The sequence below is a fragment of the Pseudomonas putida group bacterium ESBL64 genome (assembly GCF_045277175.1).
Classification (GTDB): domain Bacteria; phylum Pseudomonadota; class Gammaproteobacteria; order Pseudomonadales; family Pseudomonadaceae; genus Aquipseudomonas; species Aquipseudomonas alloputida.
The window spans coordinates 5,529,345-5,546,140 of sequence record NZ_CP145799.1; the positions used below are offsets into that span (position 1 = coordinate 5,529,345).

At 64.2% G+C, this 16,796-nt stretch carries 13 protein-coding genes and 1 pseudogene; 11 read left to right on the forward strand and 3 right to left on the reverse strand.

What is annotated here, in order from left to right; all coding sequences use genetic code 11:
- Nucleotides 1-51: 51 nt before the first annotated feature.
- Nucleotides 52-2,499 (reverse strand): acyl-CoA dehydrogenase, encoded by a 2,448-nt coding sequence (locus V6093_RS25050; protein ID WP_047604510.1) that lies wholly within the window; start codon nt 2,497-2,499, stop codon nt 52-54.
- A 404-nt stretch (nt 2,500-2,903) separates the two neighbouring features.
- Between V6093_RS25050 and V6093_RS25055 the strand changes: the two genes are divergently transcribed.
- From V6093_RS25055 to V6093_RS25065, 3 genes are all read left to right on the forward strand, one after another.
- Nucleotides 2,904-3,527 (forward strand): glutathione S-transferase, encoded by a 624-nt coding sequence (locus V6093_RS25055; protein ID WP_047604511.1) that lies wholly within the window; start codon nt 2,904-2,906, stop codon nt 3,525-3,527.
- 133 nt (nt 3,528-3,660) lie between these two features.
- Nucleotides 3,661-4,593, forward strand: coding sequence for an ABC transporter ATP-binding protein (locus V6093_RS25060; protein ID WP_003247127.1), 933 nt, complete (start codon nt 3,661-3,663; stop codon nt 4,591-4,593).
- Nucleotides 4,590-5,369: an ABC transporter permease gene (locus V6093_RS25065; protein ID WP_047604512.1), complete on the forward strand. Its 780-nt coding sequence runs from the start codon at nt 4,590-4,592 to the stop codon at nt 5,367-5,369. Before V6093_RS25060 ends, V6093_RS25065 begins: the two co-directional genes overlap by 4 nt.
- Nucleotides 5,370-5,378: 9 nt before the next feature.
- Here the strand turns inward: V6093_RS25065 and V6093_RS25070 are convergent.
- Nucleotides 5,379-5,885: pseudogene (locus V6093_RS25070) on the reverse strand (DUF2062 domain-containing protein); the annotation flags it as partial.
- Between the two features lie 142 nt (nt 5,886-6,027).
- Between V6093_RS25070 and V6093_RS25075 the strand changes: the two are divergent.
- The 8 genes from V6093_RS25075 (at nt 6,028) to murB (ending at nt 12,938) form a co-directional block, all read left to right on the forward strand.
- Nucleotides 6,028-8,244, forward strand: coding sequence for a DNA internalization-related competence protein ComEC/Rec2 (locus V6093_RS25075; RefSeq protein ID WP_265978457.1), 2,217 nt, complete (start codon nt 6,028-6,030; stop codon nt 8,242-8,244).
- A 155-nt stretch (nt 8,245-8,399) separates the two neighbouring features.
- Nucleotides 8,400-9,035 (forward strand): MotA/TolQ/ExbB proton channel family protein, encoded by a 636-nt coding sequence (locus tag V6093_RS25080; RefSeq protein WP_003247132.1) that lies wholly within the window; start codon nt 8,400-8,402, stop codon nt 9,033-9,035.
- Entirely contained in the window at nt 9,032-9,466 is a 435-nt protein-coding gene (locus tag V6093_RS25085; RefSeq protein WP_014859651.1) for a biopolymer transporter ExbD, read from the forward strand. The genes V6093_RS25080 and V6093_RS25085 overlap by 4 nt, the downstream gene beginning before the upstream one ends.
- A complete protein-coding gene (gene lpxK, locus V6093_RS25090) occupies nt 9,466-10,467 on the forward strand; it encodes a tetraacyldisaccharide 4'-kinase (RefSeq protein WP_014859650.1) in 1,002 nt (333 codons plus the stop codon). The genes V6093_RS25085 and lpxK overlap by 1 nt, the downstream gene beginning before the upstream one ends.
- A 44-nt stretch (nt 10,468-10,511) precedes the next feature.
- The gene (locus tag V6093_RS25095) at nt 10,512-10,697 is read left to right on the forward strand and encodes a Trm112 family protein (RefSeq protein WP_003247142.1); all 186 of its coding nucleotides are present in this window, start codon (nt 10,512-10,514) and stop codon (nt 10,695-10,697) included.
- Nucleotides 10,694-11,458 (forward strand): 3-deoxy-manno-octulosonate cytidylyltransferase, encoded by a 765-nt coding sequence (gene kdsB / locus V6093_RS25100; protein WP_003247143.1) that lies wholly within the window; start codon nt 10,694-10,696, stop codon nt 11,456-11,458. Before V6093_RS25095 ends, kdsB begins: the two co-directional genes overlap by 4 nt.
- Nucleotides 11,458-11,922: a low molecular weight protein-tyrosine-phosphatase gene (locus tag V6093_RS25105; protein WP_004575950.1), complete on the forward strand. Its 465-nt coding sequence runs from the start codon at nt 11,458-11,460 to the stop codon at nt 11,920-11,922. The genes kdsB and V6093_RS25105 overlap by 1 nt, the downstream gene beginning before the upstream one ends.
- Nucleotides 11,919-12,938 (forward strand): UDP-N-acetylmuramate dehydrogenase, encoded by a 1,020-nt coding sequence (murB, locus tag V6093_RS25110; RefSeq protein ID WP_047604515.1) that lies wholly within the window; start codon nt 11,919-11,921, stop codon nt 12,936-12,938. Before V6093_RS25105 ends, murB begins: the two co-directional genes overlap by 4 nt.
- Nucleotides 12,939-13,358: 420 nt before the next feature.
- On the opposite strand, the gene rne is transcribed toward murB, so the two are convergent.
- Entirely contained in the window at nt 13,359-16,643 is a 3,285-nt protein-coding gene (gene rne / locus V6093_RS25115) for a ribonuclease E (protein WP_047604516.1), read from the reverse strand.
- Nucleotides 16,644-16,796: the final 153 nt, after the last annotated feature.

A 16,796-nucleotide genomic window follows, 5' to 3' on the forward strand; every position in this document is an offset into this window, starting at 1 on the left:
AGCGAACCGATGAGGCACTTCGTGGCCTCATCGGTGTTGTGCCGCAGCCACCTAGCGAATTTTGCCCTTCGTTAATGCGAGACTTTCTTTATCGAATGCATCTACCTCAATCACCTGGCGTCTATGATGTTCGGCCTCCTCTAGGCGCCGTGCTTGCGCCGGGTGCAATATACCGGCTCGGACCGCTGCCTCGACTGGCCCTTCACCTGCAGCAACACGCAACTTACCGGCTCGCATTGCTTGCTGAAGTTCCCTGGCCTGCGGTGCAGTTTCGGCCATCAGGTCGCTGGCCGTTTGCAGGGTAGCGACCGGGTCGCCTTCGGCGCTGGGCCTGAAGCATCCCGCCAGCAACTCCTCTAGCGCCGGGTCTCCTTTGCTCCGCCCAATCAGGCCCGCCACCTCGGCATCCAGCTCATCGCTAGGCCCAGTATGGCGGCGGCCCAAAGGGAACACCAATACCCTTAGCGCACAGCCGACAAAACGGTTGGGGAAATTGTCCAGCAAGCGGTCGAGGGCCTTTTCCGCCTGGCCCAAGCTTTCTTCCATGGCCCAGCGCAGCAGCGGCTTGATGTGCTCCGGCGAACCCAGATCGTGATAACGCTTGAGTGCAGCGCTGGCAAGGTATAGATAGCTGAGGACATCGCCCAGCCGTGCGCTGAGCCGTTCTCGGCGCTTGAGAGTGCCGCCGAGCAGCAGCATGGACAGGTCCGCCAGCAATGCGAACGCTGCAGCTTGGCGATTAAGGGCGCGGAAGTAGCTCTGGCTCAGCGCGTCGCCTGGGACCGTTTCCAGACGGCTAAGCCCCAGGCCATGGATCAACGTACTGGAGGCGTTGCCTGCGGCGAACATGATGTGCTTGATCAGTAGATCGTCGAACGCTCTCAACGCCTGGTCTTGATCCTTGAGCCCGGCCAAGGCCATCTCTTTGAGCACGAACGGGTGGCAGCGAATTGCACCCTGGCCAAAGATCATCAAATTGCGCGAAAGGATGTTGGCGCCCTCAACCGTGATGAAGATCGGCGCCCCTTGCCAGTTGCGGCCCAGGTAGTTGTTCGGGCCCATGATGATGCCCTTGCCGCCGTGCACGTCCATGGCGTGCTGGATGCATTCGCGGCCTCGTTCGGTCAGGTGGTACTTGAGGATCGCCGACAGCACCGAAGGTTTCTCGCCCAGGTCTACGGCCTTGGCGGTCAGCAGGCGGGCACTGTCCATCAGCCAGGCGTTGCCGCCAATGCGTGCCAGCGATTCCTGGATACCTTCGAAGGCCGCCAGTGGCACGTTGAACTGCTCGCGGATATTGGCGTACTGGCCGGTGACCAGGCTGGTGTACTTGGCGGCACCGGTGCCGACCGCCGGCAGTGAGATGGAGCGGCCTACCGACAGGCAGTTCATCAACATCATCCAGCCCTTGCCGAGCATGGCCTGGCCACCGATCAGGAAGTCCAGCGGTACGAACACGTCTTTGCCGCTGTTGGGGCCGTTCATGAAGGCGGCGCCCAGCGGCAGGTGACGTTTGCCGATTTCGACGCCGGGGGTATCGGTAGGGATCAGTGCCAGGCTGATGCCCAGTTCTTCCTCATCGCCCAGCAGGTGGTCCGGGTCGTAGGCCTTGAATGCCAGGCCCAGCAGGGTGGCGACCGGGCCGAGAGTGATATAGCGCTTTTCCCAGTTCAGGCGCAGGCCGATGACTTCTTCGTCTTGCCACTGGCCTTTGCAGATGATGCCGGTGTCGGGCATGGCGCCAGCGTCGGAGCCGGCCAATGGGCCGGTGAGAGCGAAGCAGGGGATTTCCTCGCCTCGGGCCAGGCGCGGCAGGTAGTGGTTGCGTTGTTCGTCGGTGCCGTAGTGCAGCAGCAGTTCGGCTGGGCCCAGGGAATTGGGCACCATCACCGTGGAGGCCAGGTCGCCGCTGCGGGTGGCCAGTTTCATCGCCACCTGGGAGTGGGCGTAGGCGGAGAAGCCCTTGCCGCCGTATTCCTTGGGGATGATCAAGGCGAAAAAGCCATGCTGCTTGATATGTGCCCAGGCTTCGGGCGGCAGGTCCAGGTCCTGGCCGATCTGCCAGTCGCTGACCATGGCGCACAGTGCTTCGGTCGGGCCATCGATGAAGGCCTGTTCTTCTTCGGTCAGTTTCGGTGCCGGGTAGGCCAGCAAGGTGCGCCAGTCGGGGCGGCCACTGAACAGTTCGCCGTCCCACCACACGGTGCCGGCGTCGATGGCTTCGCGCTCAGTCTGGGACATGGGTGGCAGGGTGCGCTGGAACCAGCGAAATACCGGGGCGGTAAACACCTTGCGCCGCCACTGCGGGAGCGCAACCAGGGCGATCTTCAGGGCCAGCACCACCCAGATCAAGGCCAGCAGCCAGCCGGGGGCACTGCTGAAAATGCCCATCAACAGCACATAGGCCGCCAGGATGCCGAGAATCTGCAAGGGCGCCAGGCGCCGGTGCGTGAGGTACGCCGCGCCGATCACCAGCACCACCAACCACAACAGCAACATAATCGGTCCTCCTTGGAACCAAGGGCTTGAGCCGTCCCAGACAGCTTAGACGCAATGCTGTGAACGGCATGTTCAGAACAGTGACAGGGTGTGGCGGTGGGAGTTTCAGTTCATTTGTTCGCCTGTACAGGCCTGTTCGCGGGTAAACCCGCTCCTACGACGGTATGTGGCGAGCCCCCCGATCGATGTAGGTGCGGGCTTGCCCGCGAATGCGATGGTGCTGCGACGGTGAATGATCTGGGATGTTGGCCGGCAGGTCCGGCCCTTTCGCGGGTGAACCCGCTCCTACGACGGTACGTGGCAACATCACCGAGCGATGCAGGGGCTTGCCCGCGAAGAGGCCCGTACAGGCGGCGAAGGTCTGGAGTAGACTGTGCCACCTCCGCACTCAAAAGGATGTTGCCATGCTGAAGATCTGGGGCCGCAAGAATTCGAGCAATGTGCGCAAGGCGCTGTGGATCGCCCACGAGCTGGGCCTGGACTTCGAATCCATCGACGCCGGCGGCGCCTTCGGCGTGGTCAACGAGCCGCACTACCGCGCCCGCAACCCCAACGGCCTGGTGCCGGTGCTCGAAGACGGCGACCTGACTTTGTGGGAATCCAACACCATCGTTCGCTACCTGTGCGCGGAGTACGGCACGGAGCAGGGCTGGTATCTGGCAGACCCACGCCAGCGCGCCCTGGCCGACAAGTGGATGGACTGGACCACATCGTCCTTCGCCGCACCCTTCCGCCCGCTGTTCTGGGGGCTGCTGCGCACGCCGGAAGACCAGCGCGACTGGGTGGCGATCAACGCCGCGCACAAGCAGTGCGCGCAATTACTGGCCATTGCCGACGAAACCCTGGCCAATCAGCCGTACCTGTCCGGTGACCAGATCGGCATGGGCGACATCCCACTGGGTAGCTTCATCTATGCCTGGTTCGAACTGCCCATCGAGCGCCCGGACATGTACCACCTTCAAGCCTGGTATGAGCGCCTGAAGCAACGCCCGGCCTACCAGGCCGCCGTGATGACCGCGCTCACTTGAACCCGCTTCGATAGTCATTATCAATAGATGTGACTGTACTTGTGCAGCCTGGCCTTGCACCATGGCTGCACTCACTGCGCCAGTGACTTTACCTGGCGTGTCCTGCACCTTTTTCTTCGGTAAGTGACCCGCTATGAGTTCCGCCCTGTCCATCCGACAGCTGACCAAGACCTACGGCAATGGCTTTCAGGCCCTCAAAGGCATCGACCTCGATGTTGCCGAAGGCGACTTCTTCGCCTTGCTCGGCCCCAACGGCGCCGGCAAATCCACCACCATCGGCATTCTCTCGACCCTGGTGAACAAGACCAGCGGCACAGTGAGCGTGTTCGGTCACGACCTGGACCGCGAGCCCTCCGCGCTCAAGCGTTGCCTGGGCGTGGTGCCGCAAGAGTTCAACTTCAACCAGTTCGAGAAGACCTTCGACATCGTCGTGACCCAAGCCGGGTACTATGGCATCCCGCCCAAGCTGGCCAAGGAGCGCGCCGAGCAGTACCTGACCCAGCTGGGCCTGTGGGACAAACGTGATGTGCAGTCGCGTTCGTTGTCCGGCGGCATGAAGCGGCGTCTGATGATTGCCCGCGCATTGATCCACGAACCGCGTCTGCTGATCCTGGACGAACCCACCGCCGGGGTGGATATCGAGCTGCGCCGCTCGATGTGGAGCTTCCTCACCGAGCTGAACCAGAAGGGCATCACCATCATCCTCACCACCCACTACCTGGAAGAGGCTGAGCAGCTGTGCCGTAACATCGGCATCATCGACCACGGCACCATCGTCGAGAACACCAGCATGCGCCAGTTGCTGGGCAAGCTGCATGTCGAAACCTTCGTGCTCGACCTCAAGCAGGACCTGGCCACGGCGCCGGTACTGCAGGGCTACCCGTGCCGGCTGCTGACCCCGCATAGCCTGGAAGTGCAGGTGGAGAAGGACATCGGCATCACCGCGCTGTTCGGCCAGCTGGCGCTGCAGAACATCGAGGTACAGAGCCTGCGCAACAAGACCAACCGACTTGAGGAGCTGTTCGTGTCCCTGGTGGAAAAAAACCTGTCGAAGGTGGCCGTATGAGTGTGGAACTGCGCACCAACTGGGTCGCCCTGAACACCATCGTCTACCGCGAAGTGCGGCGCTTCCTGCGCATCTGGCCGCAGACGTTGCTGCCACCAGCGATCACCATGGTCCTGTACTTCGTCATCTTCGGTAACCTGATTGGCCGGCAGATCGGCGACATGGGTGGCTTCACCTACATGCAGTACATCGTGCCGGGGCTGATCATGATGTCGGTGATCACCAACTCATACGGCAACGTGGTGTCGAGCTTTTTCGGCAGCAAGTTCCAGCGCTCGATCGAAGAACTGATGGTGTCGCCGGTGTCGCCGCACACCATACTCATCGGCTATGTGCTGGGTGGGGTGCTGCGTGGTTTGGCGGTGGGGGTGATCGTGACCATTTTGTCGATGTTCTTCACCGACCTGCAGGTGCACCACCTGGGCGTGACCGTGGTGGTTGTGCTGCTGACAGCCACCATCTTTTCGCTGCTTGGCTTCGTCAACGCAGTGTTCGCGCGCAACTTCGACGATATCTCGATCATCCCGACCTTCGTGCTGACGCCGCTGACCTACCTGGGCGGGGTGTTCTACTCGATCAACCTGCTGCCGCCGTTCTGGCAGACCGTGTCGTTGGCCAACCCGGTGCTGCACATGGTCAACTCGTTCCGCTACGGCATTCTAGGGGTGTCGGATATCAGCATTGGCACGGCGATCACCTTCATGCTGGTGGCCACTGCGGTGCTCTACGTTGTTTGCGTTCGCTTGCTGGTCAGCGGCCGTGGCATGCGGGCCTGAAGCCTTGCACCGGCATTGGCGACGACGCCACTGCCGGCCCACCCACCAGCGCCAGTAGAACATGGTTGTGAAGTAGGCAAGGATGCCCAGCACCACGCCGCACACCACCGAGCCGAGCAGGAAGGGTTGCCACAGCGTCGACAGCTGGTCGGTGATCCACTGGAAGGTCAGCTCGTCGGGCAGGGTGCGCGGCGGTACCTGCATCAGCCAGGCACCGGTCATGTAGGTGACGAAGAACACCGGCGGCATGGTCAACGGGTTGGTCAGCCACACCAGGCTGACGGCGACCGGCAGGTTGCCGCGCACCGGGATCGCCAGGGCCGCCGCCAGCAGCATCTGCATCGGGATGGGAATAAGCGCCGCGAACAGGCCCACACCCATGGCTCTGGCCACCGAATGGCGGTTCAGGTGCCAGAGGTTGGGGTCGTGCAGCAATTTGCCGAAAAAGCGTAAGGACTTGTGTTCCCGAATGCTGGTCGGGTCCGGCATGTAGCGTTTGAAAAGTCGGCGCGGCATGTAGGCTCCCGGAGCGTTGACCCTGGCAGTATGCCCTTAATCCTGCTCCGCCTCGTTTAGAGTTTGTGACAATTGTTGAGCAAGCGATGCCGGCAATTGAGCTATGCCTCAGGAGGTGACTCGCCTTCTGGAGCTCTACCTCATGCGCACAGGGATGTTTGCGCTCGCGCTCGGGCTGTTGTGCCTGGGCTTTCTGCCCGCATTGCCATCGGTCGGATGGTTGATAACCCTGGCAGCCTGCGCTGTCGGCAGCCTGTTTACCCGCGTATGGCCGTTGGGATGGTTTCTGCTGGGCTTGTGTTGGGCGTGCGGGTCTGCTCAGCAGGCCCTTGATGATCGTCTGGCTGCCGGCCTGGAGGGGCGCACCTTGTGGCTGGAGGGGCGGGTGGCGGGTTTGCCGGCCCGCACTGCACAAGGCGTGCGTTTCGAGCTGGAAGTGCCACGCTCGCGGCGGGCCGAACTGCCTCAGCGTTTGCAACTGAGCTGGTTCGATGGGCCGCCGCTGCGGGCGGGCGAGCAGTGGCGGCTGGCGGTGACCTTGCAACGCCCGGCCGGGCTGCTGAACCCGCACGGGCCTGACCGGGAAGCGCAGTTGCTGGCGCGACGGGTGGGGGCTACGGGTACGGTCAAGGCGGGGCAGTTGCTGGCGCCAGTCGCCGGTGGTTGGCGCGATGCGCTGCGTCAGCGCTTGCTGATGGTCGAAGCCAATGGCCGGCAGGCAGCGCTGGTGGCACTGGTGCTTGGCGATGGTGCGGGCATGGCCCGGGAGGATTGGCAGACGTTGCAGGCCACCGGCACGGTGCACCTGCTGGTGATTTCCGGCCAGCACATCGGCCTGGTCGCCGGTTTGCTCTATGGCCTGGTCGCCGGGCTGGCGCGTTGGGGGCTATGGCCGGCAAGGCTACCGTGGTTACCCTGGGCCTGTGGCCTGGCCATGGCCGCAGCGCTGGCCTACGGGTGGCTGGCGGGTGGTGGGGTGCCAGTGCAGCGGGCCTGTCTGATGCTGGCCGTGGTGCTGCTCTGGCGTCTGCGCTTTCGCCACCTTGGCGCTTTTTTTCCGTTGCTGGTTGCACTGGTCGCTGTGCTTGTCTTCGAGCCACTGGCGGCGTTGCTGCCTGGGTTCTGGCTGTCGTTCGCCGCCGTGGCCACGCTCATCTACTGCTTCAGTGCCCGGTTGGGTGGCTGGCGGCCCTGGCAGGCCTGGACACGAGCGCAATGGGTGATCGCTGTCGGCTTGCTGCCGGTGTTGCTGGCCACGGGCTTGCCGGTGAGCTTGAGTGCGCCGCTGGCCAATCTTGTGGCGGTGCCGTGGGTCAGCCTGGCGGTCTTGCCGTTGGCGTTGTTGGGCACGCTGATGTTGCCGCTGGCGGGTGTTGGCGAGGCGTTGCTCTGGCTGGCAGGTGGCCTGCTGGATGTGCTGTTCCGCGGGCTGGCGCTGGTGGCGCAGCAGCGCCCGGCATGGGTGCCGCCGGCCCTGCCGTGGTGGGCCTGGCTGCTGGTATGTCTGGGTGCGCTGTTGCTTTTGCTGCCTCGTGGTGTGCCGCTGCGCGGGTTGGGAGGGGTGATGCTGCTGGCGCTGTGGGTACCCAGGGAGCCGGTGCCGTTTGGCCAAATCGAGGTCTGGCAGCTGGATGTCGGCCAGGGGCTGGCGGTGCTCTTGCGTACGCGGCATCACAGCCTGCTTTACGATGCCGGGCCGGCCAGGGGGGAAAGCGACTTGGGGGAACGCGTGGTGCTGCCAACCTTGCGCAAGCTGGGGGTGGGCGGCCTTGACGTGATGGTGATCAGCCATGCGCATGCCGATCATGCGGGCGGGGCCGAGGCCATTGCGCGTGGTTTGCCGATCAAGCGGATAATCGGTGGGGAAGCGCTGGTTGATGTTCCGTTGCAGCCTTGTGCCAGTGGCGAGCAATGGGACTGGGATGGCGTGCGTTTTTCGTTGTGGCGCTGGGTGGACGGGCAGAGCAGTAATGACCGTTCCTGTGTGCTGTTGGTCGAGGCGCAGGGCGAGCGCTTGCTGCTGGCGGGGGATGTGGAAGCTGCCGCCGAACGGGCCTGGCTGGCGGACACTGAAGTGCCGCGTATCGACTGGCTGCAGGCGCCGCATCATGGCAGTCGCAGCTCGTCCACCGAGGCGTTCGTCCGGGCTACCGCACCGCGCGGGGTATTGATTTCGCGGGGGCGCAACAACAGCTTCGGGCACCCCCACGTGCAGGTGGTCGAGCGGTATAAGCGGCATGGGGTGGTGATGCATGATACGGCAGTGGAGGGGGCATTGCGGTTGGTGCTGGGGCGGCATGGGGAGGTTGAGGGTGTGCGCCGACAGCGGCGATTCTGGCGTGATGTGGGGGGTGGCTGATCTGGCCCTTTCGCGGGTAAAGCCGCTGCCACAGGTACTGCACGGCCCAGAGGGCCGACCCGGTAGCCCGACAGCCTAATTCCCTGACCTCCGGCAGATGAGCCCTCGGCGCGCCTATGGTAGAGTGGCGGCCTTTTTCCGAAGGGGCGTTTACTGTGTGGGAATTGGTCAAGTCCGGTGGTTGGATGATGCTGCCGATCATTCTGAGTTCCATCGTTGCCATGGCTATCGTCGTCGAGCGCCTGTGGACCCTGCGTGCCAGCCGCGTCACCCCGCCCCACCTGCTGGGCCAGGTGTGGATGTGGATCAAGGACAAGCAACTGACCAGTGACAAGCTCAAGGCGCTGCGGGCCGATTCGCCACTGGGCGAAATCCTGGCAGCGGGCCTCGCCAACTCGCGCCATGGTCGTGAAATCATGAAAGAGTGCATCGAGGAGGCCGCCTCGCGCGTCATCCACGAACTGGAACGCTACATCAGCACCCTCGGCACCATCGCCGCCATGGCGCCTCTGCTGGGCCTGCTGGGCACCGTGCTGGGCATGATCGACATTTTCAGCGCCTTCATGGGCTCGCAGATGACCGCCAACGCCGCCGTGCTGGCCGGTGGTATCTCCAAGGCCCTGGTCACCACTGCGGCAGGCCTGATGGTCGGTATCCCGGCGGTGTTCTTCCACCGCTTCCTGCTGCGCCGCATCGATGAGCTGGTGGTCGGCATGGAGCAGGAGGCGATCAAGCTGGTGGAAGTGATCCAGGGCGACCGTGAAGTGGAAGTGGCCGGAGGCAAGGCGTGAAGTTCCGGCGCAATCGCCAGCGGGAGAACGTCGACATCAACCTGGCGTCGCTGATCGACGTGGTGTTCGTCCTGCTGCTGTTCTTCGTGGTTACCACCACCTTCACCCGCGAAACGCAACTGCGCGTCGAGTTGCCCGAAGCCACCAGCGCCGAGCCGGCGCCGGCCGACCCGGGCAAGCTGGTGGAAATCACCATCAGCGCCGAAGGCGTGTATTCGGTGAACAACCACCTGCTGCCCAAAAGCGACCTGGCCACCCTGAGCGAGGCCATAGCGCGCGAGTCGGGCGGCGACAACACGCTGCCGCTGGCCATCAGCGCCGACGGCAAGACCCCGCACCAGGCTGTGGTCACCGCAATGGATGCTGCCGGCAAGCTCGGTTTCAGCCAGTTGCGCATGACCACCGTCGAGGCGGCCCAGGGCACGCCTTGATGGCTTTCGCCGACCGCTTGCTCGCTGCCTGGTACGCCGGGCATCCGGCGCTGGCGCTGCTGCGTCCGCTGGAGGCCTTGTATCGCCGCGTGGTCACGCGCAAGCGGGCACGTTTTCTAAGGGGTGACAGTGCCAGCTACCGGGCACCGGTACCGGTCATTGTCGTGGGCAACATCACCGTCGGTGGCACCGGCAAGACGCCGATGATTCTCTGGTTGATCGAACACTGTCGCCAGCAAGGGCTGAAGGTGGGCGTAGTCAGCCGCGGTTATGGTGCCAGGCCTCCACGGCTGCCCTGGCGGGTGCAGGCCGATCAGCCGGCCGATGAGGCGGGCGACGAGCCGCTGCTGATCGTGCAACGCACCGGCGTGCCACTGATGATCGACCCGGATCGCGCCCGGGCCGTGCAGGCATTGCTGGCCAGCGAACCCCTCGACCTGATCCTGTGCGACGACGGTATGCAACATTACCGCCTGGCCCGTGACCTGGAACTGGTGCTGATCGACGCTGCCCGCGGCCTGGGCAATGGCCGCTGCCTGCCGGCGGGGCCGTTGCGTGAGCCGGCCGACCGCTTGCGTGAGGCTGACGCGGTGCTGTTCAACGGCGCCAGCGAAGACCGCACCGAGGGTTTTGGTTTCCGCCTGCAGCCGTCGGCCCTGGTCAACGTGCGCACTGGCGAGCGCCGTGCGCTCGACCATTTCCCCGCCGGCCAGCGCCTGCATGCGGTGGCCGGTATCGGCAACCCGCAACGTTTCTTCAACACCCTGCTGGGGCTAAACTGGCAGCCGGTGCCGCATCCCTTCGCCGACCATGCGCAGTTCAGTGCCCGGAGCCTGGTTTTCAGCCCGCCACTGCCGCTGGTCATGACCGAGAAGGACGCGGTGAAATGCCGGGCCTTTGCCGCTGACGACTGGTGGTACCTGGCCGTCGAAGCGCAGCCTACGCCGGCTTTCAGCGCCTGGTTCGACAACCAGCTGCAACGCTTGTTGCGCAAACCCTGAGCCCGTTTTCAATTTCCGGCCACCTGGCCTAAAGGAAGCCTCCAATGGACACCAAACTGCTTGATATCCTGGCCTGCCCGATCACCAAGGGCCCGCTCAAGCTGAGCGCCGACAAGACCGAGCTGATCAGCAAAGGCGCTGGCCTGGCCTACCCGATTCGCGACGGTATCCCGGTCATGCTGGAAAGCGAGGCACGCACCCTGACCGACGACGAGCGTCTTGACAAATGAGCCTGGAATTTACGGTAGTAATCCCCGCCCGGCTGCGCTCCACCCGCCTGCCAGGCAAACCGCTGCTGCTGATTGCCGGCAAGCCAATGGTGCAACATGTGTGGGAGCAGGCCCGCAAGAGCGGTGCCAGCCGTGTGGTCATCGCCACCGACGACACCAGCATCCTCGAAGCCTGCCAGGCCTTCGGTGCCGAAGTGCTGATGACCCGTGCCGATCATGAATCGGGCACTGACCGCCTGGCCGAAGTGGCCGCGTACCTAGGGTTGCCGGCTGACGCCATTGTGGTCAACGTGCAGGGCGACGAGCCGCTGATCCCGCCGGTGATCATCGACCAGGTGGCGGCCAACCTGGCGGCGCATCCGGAAGCCGGTATCGCCACCCTGGCCGAGCCGATCCATGAACCGGAAACCGTGTTCAACCCGAACGCGGTCAAGGTGGTGAGTGACAAGAACGGCCTGGCCCTGACGTTCAGCCGAGCGCCGCTGCCCTGGGCCCGCGATACCTTTGCCAAGGCCCGCGACGTGCTGCCGGAAGGGGTGCCCTATCGCCGTCATATTGGCATGTACGCCTACCGTGTCGGCTTCCTGCACGACTTCGTCAGCTGGGGCCCATGCTGGCTCGAGCAGGCTGAAGCGCTGGAGCAGCTGCGTGCCCTGTGGCACGGCGTACGCATTCACATCGAGGACGCCATCGAGGCGCCAGCCGTGGGTGTCGACACCCCTGAGGATCTGGAGCGCGTACGGCGCTTGCTGGAGGCCTGATGCGCGTCCTGTTCGTGTGCTTGGGCAACATCTGCCGCTCGCCCACCGCCGAAGGCGTGCTGCGCCATCAATTGCACGCCGCCGGGCTCGCTGACAAGGTGCAGGTGGCTTCTGCCGGCACCGGCGATTGGCATGTCGGCAAGGCGCCAGACAGCCGCACCTGCAAGGCGGCGCTGGCGCGCGGTTACGACCTGTCGCAGCAACGCGCCCAACAGGTCAAGGCATCGCACTTCGCCGAATACGATCTGGTGTTGGCCATGGATGAGCACAACCTGCGCGATCTGCGCGCCCTGCGCCCGTCCACGGCAGTGGGCGAACTCGACCTGTTCCTGCGCCGCTACGGTGCAGCCCTGGATGAAGTGCCAGACCCGTACTACGGTGGCGCCGACGGCTTCGAGCAGGTGCTGGACCTGGTGGAAGCGGCTTGCCAGGCGCTGGTACTGGAAATCAAGGGGCGTCTATGACAGTGCAGTGGCAGGAGCAGGTATCGCTCAAGCCTTACAATACCTTCGGCATCGACGTGAAGGCGCGCTATTTCAGCCAGGTGCAGGACGACCAGCAGGTGCGTCAGGCACTGGGCCAGGCACAGCAGAGGGGCTTGCCGGTACTGGTGATCGGGGGTGGCAGCAACCTGCTGCTGACCCGCGATATCGATGCACTGGTGCTGCACATGGCCAGCCGCGGTCGGCGTGTGCTCAGTGACGATGGCGAGCGTATCGTGGTCGAAGCCGAGGCCGGTGAGCCATGGCACGCGTTTGTGCAATGGGCGCTGGCGCAGGGCTATTGCGGGTTGGAGAACCTCAGCCTGATCCCCGGCACCGTGGGTGCTGCGCCGATGCAGAACGTGGGCGCTTACGGGGTGGAAATCAAGGACGTATTCGCCGGGCTGACAGCCCTGGACCGTGAGACGGGCGCGCTGCGTGACTTCAGTTTGGCGGAATGTGCTTTCGGCTATCGCGACAGCCTTTTCAAGCGCAATCCCGGTCGCTGGCTGATCCTGCGTGTGCGCTTTGCCTTGACCCACACCCTGCACGCTCATCTGGACTATGGCCCGGTGCGCCATCGTCTGTCTGAGCAGGGTGTGACCGAGATGACCGCGCAAGCGATCAGCGATGCAATCTGCAGCATTCGCCGCGAGAAGCTGCCAGACCCGGTAGAGCTTGGCAATGCCGGGAGCTTCTTCAAGAACCCGGTGGTAACGGCTGATCTGGTCGAGCGAATTCGTGCGCAGTATCCCGCGGTTGTGGCTTACCCCCAAGCGGATGGCCAGGTGAAACTGGCGGCGGGCTGGTTGATTGAGCAGGCGGGCTGGAAGGGTCATCGTGACGGTGATGCTGGCGTGCATCGCTTGCAGTCGCTGGTGCTGGTCAACTATGGCCAGGCGAGCGGAGCGCAGATGCATGCGCTGGCGCGCAAGATTCAGGCGGATATCTTCGAGCGGTTTGGGGTTGAGCTGGAGATGGAGCCTAATCTTTACTGATTTGCCGGCTGTGACCCCCCGTAGGAGCGGGTTTACCCGCGAAAGGGCCGGGCCTGGTGGCCAATTTCCACCCGCCGTTCACCGTTGCCACCACCACCGTATTCGCGGGTAAACCCGCTCCTACACCTGATCGGGGATGGACACACATCGGTGATTGGGCGCAGGCCGTCGTGTAGGAGCGGGTTTACCCGCGAAAGGGCCGGGCCTGGTGGCCAATTTCCACCCGCCGTTCACCGTTGCCACCACCACCGTATTCGCGGGTAAACCCGCTCCTACACGCTGATCGGTGGTGGACACACATCGGGGGGTTGGACACAGGCCATTGTAGGAGCGGTTTTACCCGCGAAGAGGCCCGTCAGGCAAACCAAAAAAAGCCCCGCCAGTTTACACTGGCGGGGCTTTTTCATTCAGCTTTGGCTATCAGCCGTGATGAGGTTTGTGCTCATCGGCGGCTTCCAGGGCTGGTTCCTGGGAAGCTGCAGCAGCTTCCTGTGCCGCTTTGGCAGCAGCCTCGGCCTCCCGCTTGCGGCGACGCACTTCACGTGGGTCGTTCGGTGCACGGCCGTTGGCCAGCATGACAGTGGCAGGTTCGACCACTGCAGGTGCAGGTTCGACCACCGCAGGTGCAGGCTCGGCCACCACTTCTGGCTGGGCTTCGACAACCGGGGCAGGCTGTGCGGCAACCGGAGCGACTTCGACCACGGCCGGGGCCTGTTCGATCTCGCCGGCTTCTACCGCTGGGGCTTCTGCTGGGGTTTCAGTGACCACGGTTTCTGCAACTACGACCGGCTCAACAGCAGGTGCATCTTCAGCGACAGGCTGCGGGGCTATTTCGACCACAGGCTCGGCAGTTGCCTCGGCTGCGGCCACTGGCTCGGTGACCGGCTGCTCGACCGCTGGGGCCACGGACGCTTCTTCAGCTTTGGTGACCGCTTCGGCCTGCTCGACCTGCTCGACCGGTTGGGCGGCTTCGCTGTTGTCGGTTTCTGCAACGGCAGCGACTTCGGCGGTGGCACGCTCGGCCTGCTGGTTGGCCTGGGCTTCTGCGTCGGAGCTGATGTTGCTGCTGGCGACAGCAGCCGTCACGGCAAGGCCGGCAGCCAGTTCGGCACCCAGCTCGGTGGCCTGGTGCTGTTGTGGCTGCTCTTCGCTGCCTTCTTCTTCACTGCCGTCGATCAGCTCGCCATTGGCATTGCGCTGACGCTCACGACGGTTGCTGCGACGACGCTGGCCACGGGAGCGGCGGCGTGGGCGCTCGCCATCGGTGCCTTCCTGCTCGTCTTGCAGCAGCTCTTCGCTTGGCAGTTGCTCTTCGGCCAGTTCGGCAGCCTGCTCGGTTGCTTCTTCAGCAGCGCGTGGTTGGCGTTCTTCGCGTGGTGGGCGCGGGGCGCGCTCTTCACGTGGGGCGCGTTCTTCCCGAGGTGCGCGCTCTTCACGTGGAGCACGTTCTTCACGCGGTGCGCGTTCTTCACGTGGAGCACGTTCTTCACGCGGTGCGCGTTCTTCACGTGGCGCACGTTCTTCGCGAGGTGCGCGTTCTTCGCGTGGAGCACGCTCTTCGCGGGCTACACGTTCTTCACGCGGCTGGCGCTCTTCGCGTTCGGCTGGCGGGGTGGCGTCCAGCGGTTCGCGCAGCTCGCGAACGCGCTCTTCGCCGCGGTTGCTACGGCGGTCTTCGCGTGGCTGGCGCGGAGTACGTTCTTCACGCGGTGCACGCTCTTCACGTGGGGCACGTTCCTCACGCGGTGCACGTTCTTCACGTGGGGCGCGTTCCTCACGCGGTGCACGTTCTTCGCGTGGGGCGCGTTCCTCGCGCGGTGCGCGCTCGGCACGCTCTTCACGCGGTTTGCGTTCTTCGTCGCGGCGGCCGTTGCGGTTGCGGCTTTGCTGGCGGCCGTTGCGGCGTTCTTCGTTACGCGGGCTGCGCTCGGCAGCCGGTTTTTCGGCGGCGGGCACCACTGGCGCGGCGGCAGGCTCGTCCTTGCCGGCGAACAGGCTCACCAGCGACTTCACCAGGCCTTTGAACAGGCTTGGCTCCGGAGCGCTCGGGGCAGGGGCGACCGGGGCGGCAGGCTGGGGCTCTTCAGCGGCGGCCGGTACCGGTGCGTTGGCGCGGGCCGGGGCCGTCTTCACTGCGGCTTCCTGGCGTACCAGGGTGCGGGTGGCGGTCGGCTGCGGCGCTTCTTCAGCTTCGGCGGCGGCGATTTCGTAGCTGGACTGGTTGTTCAGCACTTCAGGGTTGTCGTCGCGCAGGCGCTGGACTTCGAAGTGCGGGGTTTCCAGGTGGTCGTTCGGCAGGATGATGATGCGCGCACGGGTGCGCAGCTCGATCTTGGTGATCGAGTTACGCTTTTCGTTCAGCAGGAACGCGGCTACCGGGATCGGCACTTGAGCACGTACTTCGGCGGTGCGGTCCTTCAGGGCTTCTTCTTCGATCAGGCGCAGGATGGCCAGCGACAGCGATTCGACGTCACGGATGATGCCGGTGCCGGAGCAGCGTGGGCAGACGATGCCGCTGCTTTCGCCCAGCGATGGGCGCAGGCGCTGACGGGACATTTCCAGCAGGCCGAAGCGCGAGATGCGGCCTACCTGCACGCGGGCGCGGTCGGCTTCCAGGCATTCACGAACGCGCTCTTCAACGGCGCGCTGGTTCTTCGCCGGGGTCATGTCGATGAAGTCGATGACGATCAGGCCGCCGATGTCACGCAGACGCAGCTGGCGGGCGATTTCCTCGGCCGCTTCCAGGTTGGTCTGCAGGGCGGTTTCTTCGATGTCGCTGCCTTTGGTGGCGCGCGCCGAGTTGATGTCGATGGACACCAGGGCTTCGGTCGGGTCGATCACGATCGAACCGCCGGACGGCAGGTCGACCACGCGCTGGAAGGCAGTCTCGATCTGGCTTTCGATCTGGAAGCGATTGAACAGCGGTACGCTGTCTTCGTACAGCTTGACCTTGCTGGCGTACTGCGGCATCACCTGGCGGATGAAGGTCAGCGCTTCTTCCTGGGCGTCGATGCTGTCGATCAGCACTTCGCCGATGTCCTGGCGCAGGTAGTCGCGGATGGCGCGGATGATGACGTTGCTTTCCTGGTAGATCAGGAATGGCGCGGCGCGGTCCAGGGACGCTTCCTTGATGGCGGTCCACAGCTGCAGCAGGTAATCCAGGTCCCACTGCATTTCTTCGCTGCTGCGGCCAAGGCCGGCAGTGCGCACGATCAGGCCCATGTCACCCGGTACGGTCAGGCCGTTCAGGGCTTCGCGCAGTTCGTTGCGCTCTTCGCCTTCGATGCGGCGCGAGATGCCACCGGCACGCGGGTTGTTGGGCATCAGCACCAGGTAGCGGCCGGCCAGGCTGATGAAGGTGGTGAGGGCGGCGCCTTTGTTGCCGCGCTCTTCCTTCTCGACCTGAACGATGACTTCCTGGCCTTCGCTGAGCACTTCCTTGATGTTGACCCGGCCTTCTGGGGCCTTCTTGAAGTACTCGCGGGAGATTTCTTTCAGCGGCAGGAAGCCGTGACGTTCGGAACCGAAGTCGACGAAGGCGGCTTCGAGGCTGGGTTCGATGCGGGTGATCTTGCCTTTGTAGATGTTGGCCTTTTTCTGCTCGCGCGCGCCGGACTCGATGTCCAGGTCGTAGAGACGTTGGCCGTCCACCAGGGCTACACGCAACTCTTCGGGTTGAGTCGCGTTAATCAGCATTCTTTTCATGTTGTACCGTCGGTTTCCGGGCTGCCGGAAACGGCGTTCGGCACACACGACGTCTCATGGTCGGTGCCAAGGTGCGCAAAGGGTGGCCGGGCCACCCCCGTGTCGAGCGACGTTCGGCACCAGCCGGTTGCCCAGCCTGCCGTTGTCGCGACG